Source organism: Pirellulales bacterium (assembly GCA_019694435.1).
Lineage (GTDB): Bacteria > Planctomycetota > Planctomycetia > Pirellulales > JAEUIK01 > JAIBBZ01.
In genome coordinates, this window is the sequence record JAIBBZ010000017.1 from 50853 (window position 1) to 73390 (window position 22538).

General features: G+C 64.0%; 20 protein-coding genes. 2 read left to right on the forward strand and 18 right to left on the reverse strand.

Annotated features, from left to right (window positions below):
• Positions 1-221 precede the first annotated feature (221 nt).
• The 10 genes from K1X74_13875 to K1X74_13920 form a co-directional block, all read right to left on the reverse strand.
• On the reverse strand, positions 222-422 hold the full coding sequence (locus tag K1X74_13875) for a carbon storage regulator (protein ID MBX7167413.1): 201 nt from the start codon (positions 420-422) through the stop codon (positions 222-224).
• 224 nt (positions 423-646) lie between these two features.
• On the reverse strand, positions 647-943 hold the full coding sequence (locus tag K1X74_13880; GenBank protein ID MBX7167414.1) for a hypothetical protein: 297 nt from the start codon (positions 941-943) through the stop codon (positions 647-649).
• A gap of 309 nt (positions 944-1252) precedes the next feature.
• On the reverse strand, positions 1253-2293 hold the full coding sequence (locus K1X74_13885) for a PmoA family protein (GenBank protein ID MBX7167415.1): 1041 nt from the start codon (positions 2291-2293) through the stop codon (positions 1253-1255).
• A 120-nt stretch (positions 2294-2413) separates the two neighbouring features.
• Positions 2414-3076: a J domain-containing protein gene (locus K1X74_13890; GenBank protein ID MBX7167416.1), complete on the reverse strand. Its 663-nt coding sequence runs from the start codon at positions 3074-3076 to the stop codon at positions 2414-2416.
• Between the two features lie 105 nt (positions 3077-3181).
• Positions 3182-3988 (reverse strand): hypothetical protein, encoded by an 807-nt coding sequence (locus K1X74_13895; protein ID MBX7167417.1) that lies wholly within the window; start codon positions 3986-3988, stop codon positions 3182-3184.
• A gap of 130 nt (positions 3989-4118) precedes the next feature.
• Positions 4119-5438: a nucleotide sugar dehydrogenase gene (locus K1X74_13900; protein MBX7167418.1), complete on the reverse strand. Its 1320-nt coding sequence runs from the start codon at positions 5436-5438 to the stop codon at positions 4119-4121.
• A 186-nt stretch (positions 5439-5624) separates the two neighbouring features.
• Positions 5625-6572, reverse strand: coding sequence for an SDR family oxidoreductase (locus tag K1X74_13905; GenBank protein MBX7167419.1), 948 nt, complete (start codon positions 6570-6572; stop codon positions 5625-5627).
• Between the two features lie 287 nt (positions 6573-6859).
• The gene (locus K1X74_13910; GenBank protein MBX7167420.1) at positions 6860-7060 is read right to left on the reverse strand and encodes a hypothetical protein; all 201 of its coding nucleotides are present in this window, start codon (positions 7058-7060) and stop codon (positions 6860-6862) included.
• A 55-nt stretch (positions 7061-7115) separates the two neighbouring features.
• Positions 7116-7526 (reverse strand): hypothetical protein, encoded by a 411-nt coding sequence (locus K1X74_13915; GenBank protein MBX7167421.1) that lies wholly within the window; start codon positions 7524-7526, stop codon positions 7116-7118.
• A gap of 38 nt (positions 7527-7564) precedes the next feature.
• On the reverse strand, positions 7565-9403 hold the full coding sequence (locus K1X74_13920; GenBank protein MBX7167422.1) for a carbamoyltransferase: 1839 nt from the start codon (positions 9401-9403) through the stop codon (positions 7565-7567).
• Positions 9404-10054: 651 nt separating this feature from the next.
• On the opposite strand from K1X74_13920, the gene K1X74_13925 reads away from it, so the two are divergent.
• Positions 10055-11809 carry a hypothetical protein gene (locus K1X74_13925; protein ID MBX7167423.1) on the forward strand — a complete coding sequence of 585 codons (1755 nt, stop codon included), beginning with the start codon at positions 10055-10057 and terminating at the stop codon, positions 11807-11809.
• Positions 11810-12015: 206 nt separating this feature from the next.
• Positions 12016-12609, forward strand: coding sequence for a hypothetical protein (locus K1X74_13930; GenBank protein ID MBX7167424.1), 594 nt, complete (start codon positions 12016-12018; stop codon positions 12607-12609).
• On the opposite strand, the gene K1X74_13935 is transcribed toward K1X74_13930, so the two are convergent.
• The 8 genes from K1X74_13935 to K1X74_13970 all read right to left on the reverse strand — a co-directional run bounded on the left by K1X74_13935 (position 12606) and on the right by K1X74_13970 (position 22526).
• On the reverse strand, positions 12606-13775 hold the full coding sequence (locus K1X74_13935) for an SGNH/GDSL hydrolase family protein (GenBank protein MBX7167425.1): 1170 nt from the start codon (positions 13773-13775) through the stop codon (positions 12606-12608). The two genes, K1X74_13930 and K1X74_13935, sit on opposite strands and share 4 nt — an antisense overlap.
• An 85-nt stretch (positions 13776-13860) precedes the next feature.
• On the reverse strand, positions 13861-15006 hold the full coding sequence (locus K1X74_13940; protein MBX7167426.1) for an acyl-CoA dehydrogenase family protein: 1146 nt from the start codon (positions 15004-15006) through the stop codon (positions 13861-13863).
• Positions 15006-16607, reverse strand: a complete 1602-nt coding sequence (locus tag K1X74_13945; GenBank protein ID MBX7167427.1) for an amino acid adenylation domain-containing protein — start codon at positions 16605-16607, stop codon at positions 15006-15008. Before K1X74_13945 ends, K1X74_13940 begins: the two co-directional genes overlap by 1 nt.
• Positions 16608-16614: 7 nt before the next feature.
• Positions 16615-16875, reverse strand: a complete 261-nt coding sequence (locus K1X74_13950; protein ID MBX7167428.1) for an acyl carrier protein — start codon at positions 16873-16875, stop codon at positions 16615-16617.
• Between the two features lie 16 nt (positions 16876-16891).
• Entirely contained in the window at positions 16892-19471 is a 2580-nt protein-coding gene (locus K1X74_13955; GenBank protein MBX7167429.1) for an SGNH/GDSL hydrolase family protein, read from the reverse strand.
• Between the two features lie 525 nt (positions 19472-19996).
• Positions 19997-20662 carry a sugar transferase gene (locus tag K1X74_13960; GenBank protein MBX7167430.1) on the reverse strand — a complete coding sequence of 222 codons (666 nt, stop codon included), beginning with the start codon at positions 20660-20662 and terminating at the stop codon, positions 19997-19999.
• The gene (locus K1X74_13965; GenBank protein MBX7167431.1) at positions 20659-21315 is read right to left on the reverse strand and encodes a GNAT family N-acetyltransferase; all 657 of its coding nucleotides are present in this window, start codon (positions 21313-21315) and stop codon (positions 20659-20661) included. The genes K1X74_13960 and K1X74_13965 overlap by 4 nt, the downstream gene beginning before the upstream one ends.
• A complete protein-coding gene (locus K1X74_13970; GenBank protein MBX7167432.1) occupies positions 21312-22526 on the reverse strand; it encodes a glycosyltransferase family 4 protein in 1215 nt (404 codons plus the stop codon). The genes K1X74_13965 and K1X74_13970 overlap by 4 nt, the downstream gene beginning before the upstream one ends.
• Between the last annotated feature and the right edge of the window lie 12 nt (positions 22527-22538).

Here is a 22538-nt window from a genome sequence, read left to right on the forward strand (position 1 = left end):
AAGTTCAATGTCGCAAACAAGTTTCGCAGACAAGATTGGTCGAGCGCCCCGTTTCGCACGCAGGACCCCCAGAGGTGCCAACGGACTGCGAGATGGGCACCAACGCTTTGGCCCCCCGGGAGGGAAAAGGAACAGCCGGCACGGGAGCTGATTTCCCGGGCCGGCTGGAAGATTTTCGGATTTTCGCGGATCGCGAGCGCCGCGCCAGGCAGACGGACCGATTACGAGCGGGCGGGCAGATTCGCAGCCACCGACATTGCCTGGGCCGACTCGACGTCGTCGAGCTCGGCGCGAAGCACGAGCATGTCGGCCGGAGCCTCGATGCCCAATCGCACCTTGTCGCCCGCAACACGGACAACGGTGACCACGATCGAGTCGCCCAATTTGATCCGTTCGCTCTGCCTCCGCGAGAGTACCAACATCGCATTCACCTCCGTGTTGAATGATAGTATATATATGTACACTTAGCCCAGGGGCGTCGTCAACCTCACTGTCGACGAGCATCCCGGCGTACTGGGCGATGCAATCCAACCGCTGGCCGATGAGCGATCCGGCTGCTTGCGCGGCGACGCATCGGCTTGTCGCCACCGCGCGTGTTTTGGTTTTGTGCACACCTCGCAGAGCACGAGCCGTCGCTCTGGGAGTTTCATGCCGCGGCCGCAGCGAGCTGCGGCGCGCCTCGAAGCACCGTCTTCTGAAACCGTTCTCCGGTCGAGCCGTAGAACAGAATCGTGTTGCGATCGGTTTCCCAGATCGCGGAGAACTTCACCTGACGCGGTCCATGCAGGCAGAAATACATGCCACAGGGCCGGCCTCCGCGAACCAAAATGCGTTCGCTCAGGTGGAAGGCACCGAGTTCAAGTTGATCGTGTTGGCTAAGCGTTTCGACGACGTACGTTCTGAGTTGTTCCAGGTTGTGCAGTTCGGGAGAACTGGTCAGCATGAGGGTGGCTGCTCCTTCGCACATGCTCAAAGGATGCAATTCCAGTTGACCTCGATGGGTCGGCGGGGGTGGGGTGGGTGCCGCCAGAGATAGCTATCGGCAGAATGGGAAAGCTACTTGGCTTGGCGAATCCAAGAGGGCTGCGAAAAATTTGACGCGCAAGATTCGTGTTAGTGCGCGGTACTGCTTGGTGCAGTTGGTCTTACGGGTGCTTGCAGCCGCTGATGCGCGCGGTCCGACGCGAGGCCGCTTGTAGCGAAGGCGCCCTGCGGTAGCGAATGCGCTGCTTCCGTGCGCGCCGCGGATGCGTCACTTCGGTGTCTTGGCGTATTCCTCGTACGCCTCGGCGACATGCCCCTGCTCGACTTCGCCCAGGTGGAACAAGAACCGATAGCGCAACGTGATCGACTCGCCCGGCGGCAGCGTGTAGGAGCCATCCGCGGCTGCGTCGCCGGTGAAGTCGCGAATGCCGAACGGGTTGGCCGCGAACAGGCCATAGGTCCGCACGTGCCAGTACGTGGGGAAACGGAAGCTCGACGGGTGATTGAGAATCGCGACGCCGACATGTTGTCCGTCGACGGTGCCCTGGTAGTCGACCCATTCGGCAGGTTTGCCCCAGGCCTCGCCGTCGGCCTGGCCACGGCTGTTGACCAGGCGACGAGCGAGCGGGTCGGTGAACGTCGCTTCGTCGCCATGCTCGCGGCGAAACTTCTTCTCGTCCAGGAATCGACCGTCGACGTCCATCACCGTGGGGACGCGCAGCCCCAGGGTGCCTTCTTTCGTGTCGCCAAACACGACCGCGGCGTCGCCGGCGCGGAGCGTGATGTCGAAATCGATGCTGCGCCAATCATCACCGGCACGAAACTCGAGCACACGCTGATCTTCGAGGTGCTTTTTGCCCTCGGCATCGACCCAGTCGTTGACGGTTTCGACGACCACGGCGCCGTCGGCCAGCTCGACGCGTTTGAACTCGCGATGCACGGTTTGCCCCTTGCCGCGCCCCTCGGCCCAGAAGTCGACGCCGTCGACGCTGCCGTGCGTGAACCACAGCGAGCGGTGATGGCCGTGATCGAACTTCTCGCCTTTGACTTTTTCCATGGGGAACGACCTGGTCATCTTCTGCCCCCGCGGACCGAAAATCGGCCAGACGATCGGCTTCGACCCGCTCTTGGTCAGGTATTCCGCAAAGGGCTGGCCGTCGACCTGGATCACGACCCGGTCGTTGGCCTGCTCGAAGGTCAATTCGGCGGCCACGATCGGTCCGGCGCCGACGGCAAGGCATGCCAGCGTCACGAGGCCCACGGCCACAACGCGGCACGGCGCAGGAAGCGTGAGTACGGTCCGATTCATATTCCCTGTTCCCTCTGCAAAGATTCGCGCTCGATACGGCGCCTGGCCGCCGCGCGGGATCGATCCTAATCCAACCGGCCGCGCGACGCCACACACCCGGCGCCGGGCGGGCCGCACGTGCTAACGCCCGATCGCCAGGTCGGGCAGGGCCTTTTTCAGGTGCCGCAGCGTGAGCCAGCCGACGCGCGTGTCGCGAACGCCCAGCCAGTTGAGACGCGGCAGTTCTGCTAGTTGCCGAACGGCGCCACCGACGTCGGTGCCGTCGAGGGCAACTTGTTGCAGGCTGACAAAATGCAACAGCACTTCCAGGCCCTCGTCGGTGACCAAGGTTCCGGACAGATCGAGCCGCCTCAGCGCCGAAAGCGAAGCAAGATGCTCCTGAGCCAGGGTCTCCAACTCGGCATCTCCCACGGGCAGCGCCGATAGATCGATCCCGACGATGCGCTCGTGCAACTGCGCGAAATCCTCACCGATTTCGTGGATCAACCAGTCGATCTGTTCGAGCTCGACGTGGCCGCCCCAGCGCGCGACGTCGGCCAGGCAGGCCTCGTGCACGATGAACCGCTCGACGGCCGAACCAATCCAACGCCGCCGACTTTCGAAAAACTGTGCATATTCCAGCGCCCGCTGGTAATGCTCTTCCAGCGCGATGAATTGTTCGCGCGTGCCTCCGCGGTCCGGATGCACCGCTTTGACCTTGTGCAAAAAGGCCTGCTTAACGTCATCGGGCGTGCAAGGCGGCAACAAGCCCAAGGCGGCCAGAAACTCCGGACGCTGGTCCATGCGGCAATCGTCCCCGTGGCTGAATGGCCCCCCGGCGACAGCGCCGGCCCCCACGCGGACATTGTTGGCCCCAGGGCCCGCGGAGTCAAAACGGTGCGTAGCACCTTAACGATTTGCCACCTGGCGCTGAATGCTCGCCTGGTATTCGGGGAAGCCAACGCGGCGCAGCGTCGCCAATTGCCGGCGCAGACCTTGCACGCGCTGAGCGTCGTCATCGAGGCGCTGGGTGGAGAACTCATGCTCGCTGCGCAGCCGGACGGTGCGCGCCTGTTTGCCGGTGCCCGCCGTGTACCGCAGCTCGATCGACTGGGCCACCACGCGATGCGCCGCCAGCGATCGATCGAGCGCCAGCCGCCCGAACGGCGGCAGCCCACCCGGATGTAGCATGGCGTTCACTCGGGCGAGGAAGCTCGTGTATTCGACATAAGCCGCGGCTGTCACGCCTGCCGGTGCCGGGGTTACCTGTGCCTGGTACGACAGCCAGCGGTGCTCGAGCGAAAGTCGCCCCGCTTCCGCGTCGAATCGCTCTTCGAAGCGTGGGTCGGCCAAGAATCGCAACACCGGCTCGGATTGCTGGCCGCACCATGTGCGGAGACCCTGTTCGAACGCGGCGACTTCCGCGGCACTCAGCTCGACTTGGACGCCGCCGGCGGGGTTGAGCAGTGTGCAGCGTTTGCCGGCCTGGTCGTAAACCGTCGCCAGATCCTCGCCAACTAGCTGGTCGAAGATTTGCGTGCCTTCAGCCAGGGTGACGGAGTGGCTGATCGGCTTCCGTTCGTCGCCTCGATAGACGCGATTCTCGGCCCGCCACGATTGTGCCTGCGCGGATGGCCCCGGCAGGATCGAACTGACAGCAGCCAGCACTGTGACCAGGGCGATTGCCGCCGGGGTACGTGGCGAAACCGTGGCCATGACATGCGCCTCCGTGCGCGCAGGAATGCGATGGTGCCCGATTGCGCGGCAGGATACCGCTCGGCTCCCGGCGGCGTAAACGCCAATGCGGCCGACGGTCAGCCCGATGCGCGGTGCTGGCACGCGCGGCTTAGGCCTTGTGGATCCGCTCGCGGTGCTGCGTGACGTTCTTCGTCGCGTTGCGCGTATCGATCACCAACTTCGCGTGCTTGACGATGAAGTCGTAATCGTAGGCCGAGTGATCCGTGGCGATGAGCACCAGGTCCTGGGCAGCCAGATACTCCGGCGTGAGGTCCTGGCTGTCCATCGCCGGCAGGTTGTGGGCCCGCATCTTGGGTAGCTTCGGCACATGCGGGTCGTTATAGGTCAATGCGGCCCCGCGCGCCAGCAGGCCTTCCATCAGCACAAACGACGGGCTTTCGCGAGGGTCGTCGACGTCTTTCTTGTAGGCGACGCCCAAGAGCGCCACCTTGCTTCCCTTCAGCGGTTTGGCGTGCGCGTTGAGCACCTCCATGCACTGTTCCACGACGTATTCGGGCATCGACGAATTGATCTCGCCGGCCAGCTCGATGAACTTCGTGTTCTGCCCGTATTTGCGCGCCACCCAGGTGAGATAGAACGGGTCGATCGGGATGCAGTGCCCGCCGAGCCCCGGCCCGGGATAAAACGCCTGGAAGCCGAAGGGCTTAGTCTTGGCGGCGTCGATCACTTCCCAGACGTCGATCCCCATCCGCGTGAACAACACCTTCAGCTCGTTGACCAAGGCGATGTTGATCGCGCGGTAGGTGTTTTCCAGGATCTTGCAGGCCTCGGCCACTTCACAGTTGCCGACCGGTACGGTGCGGACGACCGCCGCGCCGTACATCAGCTCGGCCAAACGGGCGCTCGTGGCGTCGATGCCGCCGACGACTTTCGGAATGTTGCTCGCGGCGAACTGGGGGTTGCCCGGGTCTTCGCGTTCGGGGCTATAGGCCAGGTGGAAATCCTTGCCGGCCTTCAGACCGCTCTTTTCCAGGATGGGCAGCACCACGTCGCGCGTCGTGCCGGGATACGTCGTGCTCTCCAGGACGATCAGCTGCCCGGGCCGTAAGGCCTTGGCGATCTGCTCGGCGGTGCCCTCGACATAGCTCAAATCGGGATCGCGCGTCTCGGACAGCGGCGTCGGCACGCAGATCAGCACCGCGTCGGCTTCTCCCAGCCGCGACATGTCTGCCGTCGGCGTGAATTTCTCGCTGCGAATGCAGTCGGCGATCCACTCCGACTTGATGTGCGCGATGTAGCTCTTCCCCTGCAGCAGCGCGTCGACTTTCTTCTGATCGACGTCGTAACCGAGGGTGCGGAACCCAGCGTTGGTAAAGGCCTGTATCAGTGGCAGACCCACGTAGCCAAGGCCCACGACGCCGATTTTGGCGCGCTTCTCGCGAAGCGCCTGTTCAAGTGCTTGAGACATAGGATTGCGCGGTGCGGGTGCGGAGAAAGGTTCGCCCGGGGCTGGAAACGCTTCGACGAGCCGGGCTCAGGTGCCAGGAAAACAGCCTAGTATAACGGCGGCCACGGCGGAATTCATGACTGACGGCGGAAGATCCGCCGCTGCGGGCCGCTACACTGCCGCCGCGGCAGAGTCGCCGCCGGGGGACTATTTCTTCCCTCCGACCAGCTCGCGGTAGTAGCTGATCGACCGCCGCAGGCCTTCCTCAAAGCCGACCTGGGGCTCGTAGCCGAGGTACTTGCGCGCCAGCGTGATGTCGGCCAGGCTCTCGCGCACATCGCCGGCCCGGGCCGGTTCGTGCAGCGGCTGGACCTTCGTGCCTAATAGCTCGTTGAGCGCGCCAATCAGCTCCAACAGGTTCGTCGTGCGGCCATTGGCCACATTGATCGTCATGCCAGAGACGTTCGGAGCGTCGGCCGCCAGGAGATTGCCGTGAACGACGTTCGCCACGAAGGTGAAGTCGCGCGACTGTTGTCCGTCGCCGTAAATCACTGGCTGACGGCCGGCTAACAGCGCGGTAATGAACCGTGGAATCACGGCCGAATATTGGCTGTCGGGATCTTGCCGCGGGCCGAACACGTTGAAGTAGCGCAGGCTCACCGTTTCGATGCCATAGGTGGCCGAGGCCGCCTGCAAATACAACTCGCCGGCCAGCTTCGCGGCACCATACGGCGAGATCGGCCGGGGCAGATCGCTTTCGCGCTTCGAGCTGGTCGGCTGATCGCCGTAGGCGCTGCTCGACGCTGCATAAACGATCCGGCGCACGCCCGCCTTGCGGGCCTCGTCGATCAGCGACAACGTGCCGGTCACGCAGGCTGCGTTGGTGTCGAGAGGGCGTTCGACGCTGCGCGGCACGCTCGCCAAGGCCGCCTCGTGGAAGATGCAATCGATGCCGGCCACGGCGCCGCGCACGGCGGCCGGATCGGTCAGCGTGCCTTCGACCAGCTCGATCTTGTTGCCCAGGTGGGCCAGGTTGCGGCGATGACCGGTGCTGAAGTCGTCGAACACCCGCACGCGGTCGCCACGCTCGACCAGGGCCGTTGCGATGTGTGAGCCGATGAAACCTGCACCGCCGGTGACGAGAAAAGTCCGCATGATTGCCGCGAGCTCACCTGGAACGACGACCCCTGAACAGCACGGTGCACGGCGTCACGAAAGCGTGGTTCAACGCACGAGCACCCAGAAAAGTTAGCCCGCAATGTAGTCCTCGCTCCCCCGAGCGGCAAGCAACGGCGCGCACCGGATGCCAGCATGGCGGCCGCAAAACCGATACGATCGCCACGCACGGCGGGGTGCACGCGCTGCCGGGTGTTGCTGCACCGCGCCAGGTACGTTGGGCTGCGCCACGGGGCACGGCCGCTGCGCCGGTCGCCAGTGCCGCGTTAGAACAGCGTGTAGATGAACGGGGCCGCGCCGCTGCCGGCAAACATGGCCAGAACGCCGACCAGGCCCACCACGAGCAGGATCGGCAGCAGCCACCACTTCTTGTTGTGCTTCAAGAAGTCGATGAACTCGGCAGCCAAGCTGGGCTGCGCCTCGTCGGCCATCTGTTCGAACTTCTTGCCTGGATCTTGAGGGCTCATGTTTGCTGCCGTGGAAACGAGGATCGTCGGGTGTGCCCTGGTCAGGGCTGTGAGTCTAGAACTGGCGCAGATACCGCTCTGGACCGCGATTGGGATTGTACGGTTCCCAATAGCTGGCTGCCGAGCGGTCGAGCTTGCGCCGCAAGGCATCTCGCCCGATCAGGCGGAACACCAGGGCCACAGGGGTGAAAATGCCAAAATAGATCAAGCCCAGGGCGAGGTGGGAGACCACGAAGCCAATCGGCCAGGTCACCAGGCTTAGCCCCAGGAAGGGGTATTTCACCCACTGCGGATTGATCAGCGCCAGCCCGCGCAGCGCGATCGCCGCGACCCAGAAGACGATGGCCGTGGTTTCATGGCCGCGATACAGCGACCAGGGCGCAGCCACCAGGCCCAAGAGGAACATGCCGAACTCGGCAAATTCCCTGAGCGTCTTGTCCGAGGGGTTCCAGTTGAGTTGATGCATGGCGGTTCGATTGCAGGTGCGGCGGGCAGACCCCGGCGCTAGTCCAGTTGGAATTGGGCCAGGTAGGCCTCGGCCTCGGCCTCGCTCAGCGGGCGCTGATCGTCCTTCTTCAATACGAAATTCTCGAGCACGAGCACGTCCATGTTGCTGCCCAGGAAGCAGCGATAGGCGTCCTCGGGCGTGCAGACGATCGGCTCGCCTCGCACGTTGAAGCTGGTGTTGATCAGCACGGGGCTGCCGGTCTGCTGTTCGAACGCGCGGAGCAGCTTGTAATACCGTCCGTGCCGGTCAAGGTCGACCGTCTGGACGCGGGCCGAGTAATCGACGTGCGTCACGGCCGGCACCACGCTACGGGGCACCTTGAGCTTTTCGATACCTTCGAGACCGTCGGCCCGGCCGTTCACTTGCAGCCTTTTTCCGTCGCGCACCGGGGCCACGAGCAGCATGTAAGGGCTGTCCTCGAACGGCCGCATTTCGAAGTATTCGTCCACCTTTTCCTGCAACACGGCCGGGGCGAACGGGCGGAACGATTCGCGGAACTTGATCTTCAAGTTCATCGTCGACTGCATGGCCTCGCTGCGCGCATCGCCCAGGATGCTGCGGGCGCCGAGCGCACGGGGACCGAACTCCATCCGGCCGGACAGCCAGCCGACGACCTTTTCGCTCGCCAGCAGCCGGGCGACTTCGTCGCAGAGCTTGTCTTCGTCCTCAATGTACGTGTAGGGCGCGTCGACCTTGCGGAGGAAGCGTTCGATTTGCGTGCGCGTGAATTGCGGGCCCAGCAGCGAGCCCTGTTGGGCATCGCGTGGCGAGGCTTGCCGTGGGTTGTCGAGGAGCTGGTAGTGGATGAACTCGGCCACGCCCAGGGCCCCGCCGGCGTCGCCCGCGGCCGGTTGAATCCAGATGTTCTCAAACGGCCCGTCGCGAAGAATGCGGCCGTTTCCCACGCAATTGAGCGCCACGCCGCCGGCGAGCACGAGGTTCCGGCAGCCGGTCGTCGTCTGCACGTGCCGGGCCGCACGCAGCATGATTTCTTCGGTCACGGCCTGGACCGACGCGGCGAGATCCATTTCGCGTTGCGTGACGCGCGATTCCGGCTCGCGCGGGGGACCGCCGAACAAGCGATGAAACTTGTCCGAGGTCATCGTCAGTCCCTGACAGTAGTTGAAATACGACATGTCCATCCGGAACGACCCGTCGAGCTTCAAGTCGATCAGGTGTTCGAGGATCAACGGCGCGAATCTCGGCGTCCCGTAGGGTGCCAGGCCCATCACCTTGTATTCACCGCTGTTGACCTTGAAGCCGGTGTAATAGGTGAAGGCCGAGTACAGCAGGCCGAGCGAGTGGGGAAAACTGAGTTGATGCGTGAGCTCGATGCGATTGCCGCGGCCCACGCCGAAACTGGCCGTCGCCCATTCGCCCACGCCGTCGAGCGTGAGGATGGCGGCCTCGTCGAAGGGCGAGGGGAAGAACGCGCTGGCCGCATGTGACTCGTGGTGCTCGACGAATACGAATCGCTTCTTGTACTCTCCCTTGAGCCCTTCGGACATCGTCCGGGGCATGAACAGTTTCTCGCGAATCCACAGCGGCAGGGCCTTGCAGAACGAGCGGAAACCGGCCGGGGCGTACGCCAGGTAGGTCTCCAACAACCGCTCGAACTTCAACAGCGGCTTGTCGTAAAACCCAACCCAGTCGAGTTCCGAAGCCTTGAGCCCTGCCTCGGCGAGACAGTATTCGATGGCATGCGTGGGGAAGCCGTAGTCGTGCTTCTTGCGGGTGAACCGCTCTTCCTGCGCGGCAGCTACGATCCGCCCGTCGACGACCAGGGCCGCCGCCGAATCGTGATAAAACGCCGAAATCCCGAGAATCGCCGCCATGATCGCCGGTGCAGGAGTGACTGGAGAGGGCCGCCCCCTGAAGGAGGCCGTCGCCGAAATGGGGGGCGCGTAGCCGACGGTTGAGGAGCGAGGTCTACGGCGCCGATCGGTGCCCCGTGGCTAATTTGCTAGCTTCAAGGCCAGGGCGAACCTTGTCAAGCAATGCGCACCAGGGGAAAGCTGCGGATTGCCAGCAGCTTGCGCGAATGTTTCGAATGTCCGGTTCGTAGCGATCGCGGCGCAAACGGTCGTGCGCGCGGCGTTAGCGATTGGTTTGCCTGTGCCGCGCTCCGACGCCGATTTGTTCGCGGCGACAGGCTCCGGCCCCGGCGGCGCACGGTCGGAGGCCAAGTAAGATAGCGGTTTTGGTCAGAACAGGTATCGGGCCAGTGGACTCGCGGCGCTTCTGCCCTCTGGACAGGCGCGTCAGGGACGCCAAAATGGCCGGTTTCCGTTCCATCCGTCGGTCGTTCTCCGGATCGCGTCGTCTCGCTGGATTCGGGGTACCGCTTCGAGCAGGCTGCTCGCCGGAGTCATTCCGGATTCGGTGCCGACGGTTGACGCCGTTGCCCGCGACGGCTGCGTGAGTCCTGGTTTTGGCAGCGCACGCTGCAAACGTTTTTTTCCGGGTTTCGTTTGGGGGAGCCTGTTGTGGGTGAATACATCCTGGGTTTGCATGCCGGTCACAATGCCAGCGCCAGCATCGGCGACAAGTCGGGGCTGATCTACGCGATCCAGGAGGAACGCCTCTGCGGCGAGAAGAACTATTGGGGGTTCCCCAAACACGCCATTCAGGCCTGTCTCGACTATGTCGGCGCCACCAAGCGTGACGTGCTGGGTATGGCCTACGGCGGCAACCAGGCGCTGTGCCGGTATCACAGCCGCGACGACGTCATCTACTCCTACCGCCGCCAGGAATCGATGCTGGGCCGCGTCCGGCAAAGGGTCGCCATGCCGATCTGGACCGCGTTGCGTACCGATTTCGGCCAGGGCAAACTCCGCGAGCACCTCACCGAAGTCGGCTTCGGCGACGTGCCGCTGCAGTATCACAACCACCACCTCACGCACGGCGCGACCGCCTACTACGGTTTGCGGACCTCGCCCGACAAGCAATACCTCGTGCTGACGTGCGACGGGGCCGGCGACCAGCAGTGCGCCACGGTCCGCGTGATGGGCGGCGGCAAGCATGAGTTGATCGCCGCCACGCACTGGGGCGAATCGCTCGGGGCGATTTACTCGTGGGTCACGTTCGGCATGGGGTTCATCCCCCTTGAGCACGAATACAAGCTGATGGGCATGGCTCCCTACGCCTCGGAGCACGGCACCGAGGAAGTGGCCAAGATCTTCCGCAAATACCTGGGCATTTCGCCCGACGGGCTGAGCTTCGAACGCAAGGCCCGGTGGCGGATGAACGACGTCTACTACTCGGCGCTCGAACCGGATCTGCGCGGCGTGCGTTTCGACTACATCTGCGCCGGCCTGCAGAAGTTCACCGAAGAGATGCTCACCCAGTGGACCGCCAACGCGGTCAAGGCCACCGGCGTTCAGGACGTGCTCGTCGGCGGCGGCGTGTTCATGAACGTCAAGGCGAACAAGAAAATCGCCGAGCTGCCCGAGGTCAAATCGTTCCAGGGCTTCCCTTCGTGCGGCGACGAGACCTTGTCGATCGGCGCCTATTACCTCGAAGCGGCCCAGCGGTTCGGCGATGAAGCCGTACCGCCGATCAAGCACTACTACCTGGGCGACGAGCCCAAGGTCGAGGAAACCCGCGCCGCGCTGCAAAAGTCGGGCTTCTATTTCGAGCAGCCCGCCAACATGGCCGAGACCGTCGCCGAATTGCTCGTCGCCGGGCATCCCGTGGCCCGTTGTGCGGGGCGGATGGAGTTCGGCGCCCGGGCCTTGGGAAATCGTTCGATTCTCGGCGATCCGAAGAATCAGGACCTGGTGCGCGTGATCAACCGGATGGTCAAGAAACGCGACTTCTGGATGCCGTTCGCCCCGATGGTCATCGAAGAGCGCCAACACGAGTACTTGCACAACGAAAAGAATCTGCCCAGCCCGTACATGATGATGACCTTCGACACCCGGGAGAATTTCCGCGACCTGATCGCGGCGGTGCACAACGCCGATCTGACCTGCCGGGCACAGTTGTTGCGGCGCGACCAGAATCCGGAGATGTACGACATTTGCAAGGCATTCGAACGCCGCACCGGGCGCGCGGTGATTCTCAACACGTCGTTCAACCTGCACGGGTATCCGATCTGCCGTACCGCCGAGGACGCCCTGTTCGTCTTGCAGAATTCGGGGCTGGAATACCTCCAGGTGGGCGAGTTCCTGGTCCACAAAAACGGTCCGAACAGCAACGGCCAAAATGCCCGGGCGGCCGCCGGCGCGACGACCACCTGATCTACCCCGCCGGGCGCTCACTCGCCAGGGGCCTGCGTACGCACGGCATCTCTCTCGGCCCCGGCACCGTGGGCCGAAGCGACCGGGCCGCCATATCGCCCGCCGCGGCGCGCCGTCGTACACTAAGGCGAACCTCCGGCATGGCCTGGAACGCTGCCGGACGGGTCGCAGGGGAATGAGGCACGAAGCGGGCTCGGAGTCGGGAAATGCAAACACAGCGCAACTATCGCGTGTCGATCGTCGAATGTCCGGACGGCTGGGAACCCAATTCGCTGGACGATTCGCCCGGCGGACTGCGCTGTATCGAGGACATTGGCAGTCACGACGCGATTGAAGAAGCACTCGAACAGGTAATTGCCTTCAATCGCGGCGAGATTGACGACGGCCCCAAACGCTGGGCCGTGGTCTTCGAGCCGCCAGTTCGCGGCCGGTCGCACTATCGCGTGTGCACGCCGCTTACGTACCGACTCGTGCACATCCACTGGCCCGAGGGCTGGCAGCCCGAGTCGCCGCTCGACGTGCCGACCTGCTCTTGGCGAGATCAATCCGACACCAGCGGCGAATACGGCTTCGACGAGGCCATCGAGGCGGCGCGATCGCTGAACGAGGCCCACCTGTTGGAACCCTCGTTCGAGCGTTGGACGATGGTCGTGGCCATCGAATGCGAGCCGCTGCACACCTCGATTTACTGTGATCATCTCGGCACCGAGACCAGCACTACCGTGCGCCGCCTGCACGTCGTGCGGCCCAACACCGGTTCGCGCGACAAGCTGTTTACGACGGTTCGCAGCTCGCACTAGGGCGACGGTGTTTCCGGCGCTGCGAGCCGCGCGCCGAGGTCTCGAGCGATCCGCTCGGCGACGACCGCGTTGCCCGGTTCGGAGAAGTGGCAAGAGTCGAGATAGACGGCATCCCGCACGTCATCAAACATGGCCGTTAAGTCGGCGAATCGCGCAGTGGCGCGTAAGGCGTCGTTCGCCGCGAGCTGCCCGCGGACGTGCCCCAGCAGTTCCTTGAGCACCGGCCACGCCGAGGCCGCGGCCTGTTCTTCGCCCACGAGTTGACGCTTGTCGAACGCGGTGGGCTGCCAGTAGTACAGCGCCTCGAATCCTGCGCGGTGACGCGCTGCTTCGACCCAGGCTATGTTCGCGGCGTATATCCGGGCGACGTCTGCCCCGAGTTCGGCAAGCTTGGGCCGGCCGTCGCCGTCGAAGTGGCTGCGCGCGTCCTGTTCGGCCCCTAGGCGGCGGAGCAACCCACGCACCAGCCAAACCGTGGCCGAATCGAGCGCCTCTAGTTTCAGGGCCTCGGTCAGCCCGGCGTTGAGCTCCCGGCGGCGGTTGGCTTCGTTCTGCGGAATCCCAGCACGCGACTCCTGGACCGCCGACATGAGGTCGTTGTAGCCGTTAAGGAACACGACCGCGTCGGGCCTGCGTCCGGTGCGCAGCTCCATCTCCAAGGCCAGCGCGTCCTGCGTGCTGACGTAGCCGATCTGGCCGAAATTGGTCACCACGGCCGGCCGGCCTTGGGCTGCCAAAGCAGCCGCCAGATTGGCAGGAATCGTATGGTCGTCGCGGGCCCCCCATCCCCAGACGGTCGAGCCGCCAAACATCCAGACGCGCAGCGCCTGCGGGTTGTCCTCGGCGGCTGGTTTCGTCCGCCGCAGGCCATCGGGACCGATGTGAATGTACCGGCCGTCGAGTGGCGCCGACCGCCAGTAGACGTAGGGCTCCCAAGAGATGCCCACGTCTCCCAGAAGTTCGTCCACGTAGTCCGGCGCCCAGTCGGCTCCGCGAAATCCGGAGCTGGCCGCGATGGCCGCGCGATCGCGGTCGCGCTTGACGTGCAGGACCACGCGCGCGGCTCCCTCGACGAGCAGCAGCCAGATCAACACCACGCCGAGCACCAGCCAGGCCGTGCGCAGCGCGGCCCCCAGCCTGCCTAGCGAAACCAACCACGCGCGCATGCGACAGTCCTCGGCGCTCGCCGGAGCAACGATTCCGGCCAAGCGCCGGATTATGCGTCAAACGTCCGCCAGCGGCAAACCGCGATCACAGGCCGAGCAGGCTGGCAATCAGCGTACGCTGAATTTCGTTGGTGCCCGAGTAGATCCGGCTGGCCAGCGCGTCACGCAGCTCGCGCTCGATCTGAAATTCGGTCATGTAGCCAGCGGCGCCGTGCAATTGCAGAGCGTCGAGACAGGTTTGCACCCACGACTCGCTCAGGTAGAGCTTTGCCATCGAGGCTTCCATCAAGGCACTCTTGCCGAGGCTCCGCAGCCAGGCGCCGTGGTAGAGCAGTTGCCGGGCCGTTTCGAGCCGCAGCTTCATATCGACCACCTTATTGGCGACCGATTGGAACTTGCCGATTGATTGACCGAACTGCTTGCGCTGCCGGGCGTGCTGCACGCAGGTTTCCAGCAACCGCTGCATCGAACCCACGGCGCTGGCCAGAATGCACCCGCGTTCCCAGGACATCGAGTGGGTGAACAAGCTTGTGCCGGCGCCCTCCCGGCCCAGGCGGTTTTGCTCGGGCACCTCGCAGTTCTCGAAAAACAGCTCGGCCATGGGCGACGTGCGCAGCCCCATCTTGTCGAGTTTGCGCCCCACGGTCATACCCGGAGTGTGCTTGTCGACCAGGAACGCCGTGATGCCCCGGGCGCCCTGGGCGCGATCGACCGTGGCGAACACCACGAGCAAGTCGGCCACGGGCCCGTTGGTGACCCAGATCTTGCTGCCGTTGAGTACGTAGCGATCGCCTTGCCGGGTGGCGCTGGTGCGTAGCGCGTATGAATCGGAGCCGGTGTCCGGCTCGCTCATCGCGTTGCCCCCGATGAGTTCGCCGCTGCAGAGTCCCGGCAGATAGCGTTGTTTCTGTTCCTCGGTGCCGAAGGCCACGAGCGGCATCGCAGCCGTCCACAGATGGGCGTTGAGCGAGAACACCAGGCCGTTGTCGGCGCAGGCATAACCGAGCCGTTCGAGCGCGCCGACCGTCGTGACCGCGTCCAGCCCAAGTCCGCCGTAGTCCTCGGGCACCGGCAGCCCTTGGATGCCGAACTTGCCGCATTCGCGCCAGCCGGCCAGGTCGAATTCCGCGGCCCGATCGCGTTCGATCAACTCCTGCCCGAGTGACTTGCGGGCAAAACGCTCGATCGAGTCGAACAGCGTTTTTTGTTCGCTGGTCCAGCCGAATTCCACTAGGGCAACTCCTTCAGGCGCTGATAGTCGACCTTGTCGGTCGAAGTCGTCGGCAGGTCCGGGAGAAAGGCAAACAAGTCGGGCACCATGTAGAGCGGCAGCCGTTCGGAGCAGAATCGCTTGAGCGCGATGACTGACGCCTTTTCCCCTTCGTTCAGGCTGACGAAGGCCTTGACCCGGAGGCCTTCTTCCTCGTCGTGGACGGCGATCACCGCCGCCTGGCGGATGCCTGCGTGCTGATAGAGACACGCCTCGATCTCGCCCAGCTCGACCCGGTAGCCGCGTTTCTTCACCATGCGATCGCGCCGACCCCGGTAGAGATAGTCGCCCGCGGCATCGGTCGTCACCAGGTCGCCGGTGCGATACCACTTTTCGCCCGCGGCGTCGGTGAAATAGGCGTTGCGGGTCTGTTCCTCGAGTCCCCAGTAGCCGCGCGTCACGCTGGCTCCGGCCATGCACAGTTCGCCTGCCTCGCCGGGGGGCACATCGAGGCCTCGTTCGTCGACGACGCGCGATCGCAGGTGCGAGCAGGTCTTGCCGATGGGAAAAGGCTCGCTGCGCTCGGGATCGATCGGCAACGGCACCTCGTAAAACGTGCAGACGTTTGTCTCGGTGGGGCCGTAGAGATTGAAGTATCGTCGGCCCGGCCACTGGGCGACCAGCTCGCGCAGGTGCTTGATCGGGAACACCTCACCGGCAAAGTGCACGATCCGCAGGGCCGCGAAGTCGTGCGCTCCGAGCGACCCGTAACGGGCCAGCATCGTCAGGATCGATGGCGTCGAATACCACACGCTGATGCGGCGCTCTGCGATCAAGGGGGCCAGCTTGCCGGGCTCCTTGCCCGTTTCGTGGCTGATCAGCACGAGCGTAGCCCCGTGCTTGATGGGCACGTAGATGTCCAGAATCGACAAGTCAAAATGGAATGGCGCGTGCGAACTGAAACGGTCGTCCTCGTGCGGGTCGAGCGCCTCGCTGCACCAGTCGACGAACGACACGGCATTGCGCTGCGAAAGGATGACCCCCTTGGGCCGGCCCGTCGAGCCCGAGGTGTAGAGCAGATAGGCCAGGTCTTCGGGCTCGCCGATGACCGTTTCGGCCGCTGCGAAGGGCGCGGCCGTATGGGCCTCGGCCAGGGCCGCCTCGAGCGACGTACCATCGCCGGCACCGGGCAGCACCAAGAGTGGCGGGACGGCACCATATTGCGCGAGCTCGCTGCGCAACGCCTCGGCGAATCGCGCCTCGACGACCACGGCCTTAACGCTGCAGTTGCCGAACACAAACGCGGCCCGGCTCGTCGGGGCATGCGGATCGGCCGGCACATAGGCGGCGCCACACTTGAGTACTCCAAAGAGGGCAGCAACCGTGTCGATCGACTTGGTCACGTAGATGCCGACGCGATCGTTGCGGCCCAGGCCTTGTTGCCGCAGCCAATCGCGCAACCGGTCGGACAACACGGAGAGCAGCTCGTAAGTCACGGACCCGCCGCTGGCAGGATCCTCCACCGCGACATGGTGCGGCCGGCGGGCGGCCGAGGCGTCGAGAAACTGGGCGAGCGCCGTGACCCGGGCGGTCGCCGGCGGCGTCAAGGTGGCCTGCGTCATGGGTCGTTCAACCAGCTTGTTTTTCACCGACCAGGCGCACGATGTCGGCGATCGTATTCAGGTACTCGACGTCGGCCTCGTGTGCGGCGATGCCGATGTTGAAACGCTCTTCGAGAAACGTGACCAGCTTCAGAATGCCCACCGAGTCGAGGATGCCGGTCGTAATCAATTCGGTGTCCGCAGTCAGTTCGTCGGGGTTTTCTCCGGGGAGAAAGTTGTCCAAGATGAATTGCTTGACGGCCACGGCGGCCGTGGGATCGAGGGTCATGGATGCTCCCGGGGCCTTAAGGAATTGCAGAAACGGTCGGCGCGGCGACGAGCGGCCGCAGTTTTTCATAGAGCCGGTCGGCGATCAGTTCATGCCCCCGCGGCCCGGGATGCGAGTCCCAGGTTTCGACCCACAGCTCGTTCCAGTCGCGAACGCCGTGATAGGCGCGCGTCAGGTCCCAAACGGTGAAGCCGGTTGCTTCGGCCGCGGCAATCAACTCGGGCAGTTGTTCGAGCTCCCAGGAACGGTCGTCGAGCCGCGGCAGGAAGGCATAGATCGGCCGAATGCCTGCCGCGCGGCACTGCTCAATCGTCTGGCCATACACCCAGCCGACCAGTTCCTGGGAACGGCCTTGCAATTGATGCTCGACGACGCGGGCACCATCGCCGGACCGCAATTGATACTCTTCGACGATCTGCCGCACGAAAAGGTCGGGGAGCGGCAATTCGCGGGCCAGGCAGCGCGCGATGTCGCGCAACACCCATTCCTGGTCGTTCACGCCGAAGAAGATCGCCACATCGGGCTTGAACGCGAGCACCTTGTTCTTCAGGCAGTGCAGCCGTGCGTAGGGGCCATAGCTAGGCACCGCGAAATTCATCAGTTCGCAGGCTGGCCGCTGGGGCGTGCCGAATTCGGCGTTCAGCCGCGCTTCGACGAGCTGCTCGAACACGTGTTGATCGCTCACATGGTGACCTGCCGTGTTCGAATCGCCGAGAATCGCGATGCGCAGCACCCCTGGCGTCCGCTCGAGGGGATACTCTTGATCCCGCATTCCGTGGCGGTTGTTCGACTGACGAAAGTGGCCCTGGGTGTGGCTGAGCCGGGGAATGTATTCCCAATTGGGAAACTTGTTGTCCGGGCGATCGTATTCGAACGTCGCGGCGTTCCAGTCTTGCGGGCGCGCCGCATAGAGCTCGGCCAGTTCGGCGTTGTTACGATCCTGATCGATCAAATCCTCGTAATAGCCGCGCTCGAGCTTGGCCACGTCTTGCGCATTCAGGGTTTGCCGGGTGAGCCGGTCGAGCGCGTTGGCCACTTGCGGATAGTCGGCAAACAACAGCGGATTGCGGCCCACGATGAACAGCGCCGCGGACAAGGCGCCCGTCACGAGTGCCGATCGCCAGAATTCTGCGTCAGCCGCTTCGTTACGGCGCTGCCGCGGGGCATCGGTCCGCTCGCTCGAGGAATGACCCCACAGCACGGCGGCGACGCCAAACAGGGCGAGCCCCCCGAAGATCAGCACGGCGTCGATCGGCGACATCACGGCGAACTTCGACAAGAGCGAGGTCCACTCGTGCCAAGACGGCGTGTTCCACAGCGACCACAGCAGGCAGATGAACGTGAACATCGCGATCGTCCGCAGGGCAAAGGCGAACTCGTCACGCCAGGTGCGGCTGCCCTTGGTGAGTTTGCGCTTGCGAGTCGCGCGGGCCTCGTAGGCCACGTTCAGCACGACGCCGACACCGAGGATCGTCCAGAAGGCGATGTCCTGCCAGGTAACCAGAAAATGGCCGCTGAGCCAGAAGAACTGATACGAGTGCAAACACCAGGTGGCGAAGAACGCCAACGCGGTGGCCGCCAACAGGCCGAACAACTCGCCCCGTCGCTTGAGCCGGAAGTAGATCGGGTAGAAGAACAGCTTCTGGATGAAGTCCTTCCAGTAGATGTTGATCCTGCGCCAGAAGTCAGTGAAGCTCGAGGCGAGCAAGTAGCGGTGGTGCGTCTCGGAGAGGTTGAAACCGAAGAGGTGCAGCAAGCCCACGATCAGGTGAAAATTGCCCGAAACCCGCAGGTAAAGCAGGAAATTGGCCAGGATATATTGTGCCGCGTCGCGGGCGTTCGCCACGTGGTGCGTATCGATCACCAGGTTCTGGTACACGAAGCGGTAGAGAATCAACTGGATCACGCCGCGCACGATCCAGTCGACGCCCTTTTGGTAGATCTCGAACGCGTCGCGATTGTAGCGCGTGCGGAGAAACGTCTTGTAATCGACGATGGGGAACAGCGTGAAGCATGCGTTGGGGGCCATGAAGAAGTAGGCCAGCGTGGACCAGAGCTCGCCTTTGGCCGCGCCGGTCTGCAGATCGTAGACGTAGATCAGCAGCCGGAACATGAACAGCCCGGCGAGAATCGGCAGAATCGCGTGTAATTCCGGCAACGTGCCGTAGGCACGCAGCCAGCCGAGCCCGATGCCCAGCGCTACCAGCAGGGCCACGCGCATCCACAATCGAAAAGGCAAATGGACGACGCCGATCAGCAATGCTCCCAGCCCGATCACGTACAGCCCGTTGATCCCCATCAGCACGACGATCAACGCCAGCGAAAACACACCGAAGAAGGGCAGTCGCATCCGCGTTGGCAGCAGGTGATGAATGACGAAGCCGGCGCAGATCAATGCGAACTGGTAACGAAAGGCGCGCTTGTCGATCTGCCACACCGAAAGCACCAGGGCCACAAGCGCCAATTGCATGCAAAGGGCCAGCAGCCGCGCGGTGGCCACGGCCAACGCCCGCAGCCGCTGGAGGCGTTCGTCCGGGTGGGTGATTTGAGCTTGTTCGAAAGGGTGGGCTGCGGATTGGGTGAGTGAGGTCGCCATGGCGGGCTGCCCCTGATGAAACGAAAGTGCGCGCGGTATTTCCCTGTATGTCGAACCGCCTCTCTGTTCCGGCAGATCAGGCTGAGTTGGCAGATCGGGCGTTGATCGCAAATCAGGCCATGGCCGAGGGCCAACGGAAGATGCGCCGCGTCATGCAGCGGGTCGATCGGCGCCGCCAGACACCGAGCCACCAGGCCAGCCACACGCACCCCTGACGGCAACGTTCGTTGCGCTGCCTGCCCGCAGACATCGGGAATACCCTGACGCCAATTCGGGTGGTCCCGACGCTTATTCGGGTGGGAAAGCCCCGTCAGTTCGAAGGGTAAAAGATCTGGCCGCCAATTACCCTAAATGTGCCCTTGGCGAATGTCAACTAATTTTGTGCTCAATCGCAGCTAAGTATTTATCTTGTCGTGGCTTGCGATATGGCAGTCAACACCCGCCACTAGGAATAGCCGGATCCGGGGCACCGATCCGCCATAGAAAAAAATGCCGCCACTGGCACGCTACGCGCCAGTCGATTGGCTAGCGGATAATTCGCAGCAGAGTCTGCAGAATCAAACGAACGTCGAACGCCAGCGAGGCCTGCGGAATGTACTCCCGGGCCAACCGAATCTTGTCCGGCAAGACGCGTTCGACATATTCACGCTCCGGATCGGCGGCCGCTGCCAGGATCTCCGATTCGTCGCGGTATTTGACGCTGGCCAGGTCGGTAATTCCCGGCCGCACCAGCAGCACGTCGGCGTAATCCTGGCGGAACATCTCGACGTACTTGGGCACCTCCGGACGCGGCCCCACGAGACTCATGTCGCCCGCGACGACATTGATCAACTGCGGCAACTCGTCGACTTTCGTCTTGCGCAGCCAATGACCAACACGGGTGATTCGGGGATCGCGGCCCGCGGTGATCTGCGCGCCGAGCTTGGGCGCATCGACCACCATGGAACGGAACTTGTAAATGCGAAAGGGCCGGAAGCCGCGCCCTACGCGCTGCTGCCGAAAAAATACCGGCCCTGGCGAGTCGAGCTTGACCGCCAGCGCAGCAGCCAAGAGCACCGGCGACACCAGTAGCAGCCCCGTGCCAGCCGCGGCGACGTCGAAGGCGCGCTTAAGTGCGGCCGTCGTCAGCGATGGCGGCGCGAGCGTTGGTTGTGCTGGCGAAACGTTGACGTCCGCGGTCACGCGAGTCAGCCCTGCAAGACCTTCGAGTAGAACACGGTCACATCATCGCGATCGGGTTCGAGGTACGGATGCCAGCCGCATTTGGCATACAGCGCGCGCGCAGCTTGATTGCGCGGAAACACCGACAACCGCACCGATCGCATCTGGCGGCGGGCCGCTTCGGCTTCGAAGGCGCCGACCAGCAACTGGCCCAGGTTGCGCCGCTGCGCCGCGGGGGAAACGCCGATGCCGACCAGCGACATCGTGGGCTGCGGCAGCGGCGGCTCGGGATTGCCGGCCGATTTCTGGCCGGCCAGCAGCTTCACGCGGCTCCAGGCCGTGCGGCGTATCTTGCCGTTGAAGACGATCCAAGGCCGGGTCATGGCCACACCCAACGCCAATACGAACAAATCGCGATTCATCTGCCGGCTGTAGCCGACCGGCGCCCCCATGACGTAGCCATGCGGTGTGCTCCCGTCGAGCGTCGCCACGAGCGTAATTCCGTCGGGAAAACGGAGGAACCATTCGACCATGGCGCGCACATAGCGCGGGCCCATCATGGCGCTCATTTGCCCCTGGAAAGCCTGAACGTGCATGGCGACGACCTGCGGAATCATGTCCTGGGTCATCGGCACGATTTTGCCGGCTGGGGCCGGGGCGGCGGAATCCGGGGTAACACTCATCGGCCGACTGCCTGCGCGGCGCGGGGCTCGGCACTGGCGACGAGCGCCTCGAGCTCGCTGACGATTTCCTCGGCAAAGCTTTCCAAAGTCCGGTGATGCGAACGCCGGACGCCCTCGTCAATCAACCGTGTGCGCAGGGCATGGTCGTCGAGCATCCGGCCGATCGCCTCGGCCAGCGCGACATCGTCCCCCGGGGGCACGAGCAAGCCATCTTCGCTGTCGGTAACCGAAGTCGGGATGCCCCCGACGCGTGTGGCGACCACAGGGCAGCCAAAGGCCCGTGCCTCGACCAGCGTACGGGGCGTTCCTTCCGACAAGCTCGGCAACACGCAGACGTCGTGTTCGCGATAGAGCTCGAACAGCGGCGGACCGAAATCGATCATCCCGGCCAGCTCGATGTCGCCCACGTAGGGGCTCGCGGCGATCGAATCGCGAATGTCCTGCTCGGCGCGGGTGATGCGGTCGCTGCCGCCGACGATGGTGAGCTTCAGCGGCCGCTGGCTGCGCAGGCGATGAAACGCTCCGAGCAGCGTGTGCACGCCCTTTTCCGGCCGCAAGTAGCCGACGAACAACAGGCGCGGCGGATCGTGCAGCTGGTGATCGGTTCGCGGCTGCATCTCGCGCTCGTACAGGCACGATGAGACGACGATCCGGCCGTCGCGGCAGCCGAGCTTGTCCCAAAGCTCCTTACCGTTCGAGGCCACGCGGGTGTGCGGCTCGCGGACCAGTTTGCGAAACACGGCGATCGAATGCCGCGCGTAGTAGTTGGCCAGCCAGTTCCAGATGCCGCGGTAGTCGTTCGAGGCCTTGAGCACTTCTTCCGGGTCGCCGGCCAGATGCAGCAGCTTCGGCTTGCCCAGCTTGAGCAGGGCCCGGGGCACCTGGAACGGCAGCCGCACGAACAGCACGTCGACTTCGGAGGCGAACTTGCGCAAGGTACGAACGGTTTCGTAAAAGTGCACCTGCGATTCGCGCGTGCTGCGCAGCGGCGGCAGGCAGGTCACTTCGTCCTCGCGAAACTGCATCTCGTGGCTCATCTTGTCGTGCCGCGGCAGAATCGGCACGCAGAGCCGCGCGCTTTCCACCTGTCCGCGCACGGCATCGACCAGCCGCGCGTTGCCGTGATTCATCATCACGCGGCGGTTTGGCCCCCAGCAGGCGTTCGTGCCCAGGAGCAGGCCGAGCTTTTTTCCAGGTAGTCGCTGACCCATGGCTTCGTGGGA

Bases quoted from the DNA above. Each gene is read 5' to 3' on its own strand.
- K1X74_13895 (MBX7167417.1), bottom strand. From the start codon at position 3,988: ATGGCCACGGTTTCGCCACGTACCCCGGCGGCAATCGCCCTGGTCACA.
- K1X74_13950 (MBX7167428.1), bottom strand. From the start codon at position 16,875: ATGACCCTCGATCCCACGGCCGCCGTGGCCGTCAAGCAATTCATCTTG.
- K1X74_13890 (MBX7167416.1), bottom strand. From the start codon at position 3,076: ATGGACCAGCGTCCGGAGTTTCTGGCCGCCTTGGGCTTGTTGCCGCCT.
- K1X74_13920 (MBX7167422.1), bottom strand. From the start codon at position 9,403: ATGGCGGCGATTCTCGGGATTTCGGCGTTTTATCACGATTCGGCGGCG.
- K1X74_13910 (MBX7167420.1), bottom strand. From the start codon at position 7,060: ATGAGCCCTCAAGATCCAGGCAAGAAGTTCGAACAGATGGCCGACGAG.
- K1X74_13945 (MBX7167427.1), bottom strand. From the start codon at position 16,607: ATGACGCAGGCCACCTTGACGCCGCCGGCGACCGCCCGGGTCACGGCG.
- K1X74_13900 (MBX7167418.1), bottom strand. From the start codon at position 5,438: ATGTCTCAAGCACTTGAACAGGCGCTTCGCGAGAAGCGCGCCAAAATC.
- K1X74_13955 (MBX7167429.1), bottom strand. From the start codon at position 19,471: ATGGCGACCTCACTCACCCAATCCGCAGCCCACCCTTTCGAACAAGCT.
- K1X74_13930 (MBX7167424.1), top strand. From the start codon at position 12,016: ATGCAAACACAGCGCAACTATCGCGTGTCGATCGTCGAATGTCCGGAC.
- K1X74_13885 (MBX7167415.1), bottom strand. From the start codon at position 2,293: ATGAATCGGACCGTACTCACGCTTCCTGCGCCGTGCCGCGTTGTGGCC.
- K1X74_13875 (MBX7167413.1), bottom strand. From the start codon at position 422: ATGTTGGTACTCTCGCGGAGGCAGAGCGAACGGATCAAATTGGGCGAC.
- K1X74_13880 (MBX7167414.1), bottom strand. From the start codon at position 943: ATGCTGACCAGTTCTCCCGAACTGCACAACCTGGAACAACTCAGAACG.
- K1X74_13935 (MBX7167425.1), bottom strand. From the start codon at position 13,775: ATGCGCGCGTGGTTGGTTTCGCTAGGCAGGCTGGGGGCCGCGCTGCGC.
- K1X74_13915 (MBX7167421.1), bottom strand. From the start codon at position 7,526: ATGCATCAACTCAACTGGAACCCCTCGGACAAGACGCTCAGGGAATTT.
- K1X74_13905 (MBX7167419.1), bottom strand. From the start codon at position 6,572: ATGCGGACTTTTCTCGTCACCGGCGGTGCAGGTTTCATCGGCTCACAC.
- K1X74_13965 (MBX7167431.1), bottom strand. From the start codon at position 21,315: ATGAGTGTTACCCCGGATTCCGCCGCCCCGGCCCCAGCCGGCAAAATC.
- K1X74_13970 (MBX7167432.1), bottom strand. From the start codon at position 22,526: ATGGGTCAGCGACTACCTGGAAAAAAGCTCGGCCTGCTCCTGGGCACG.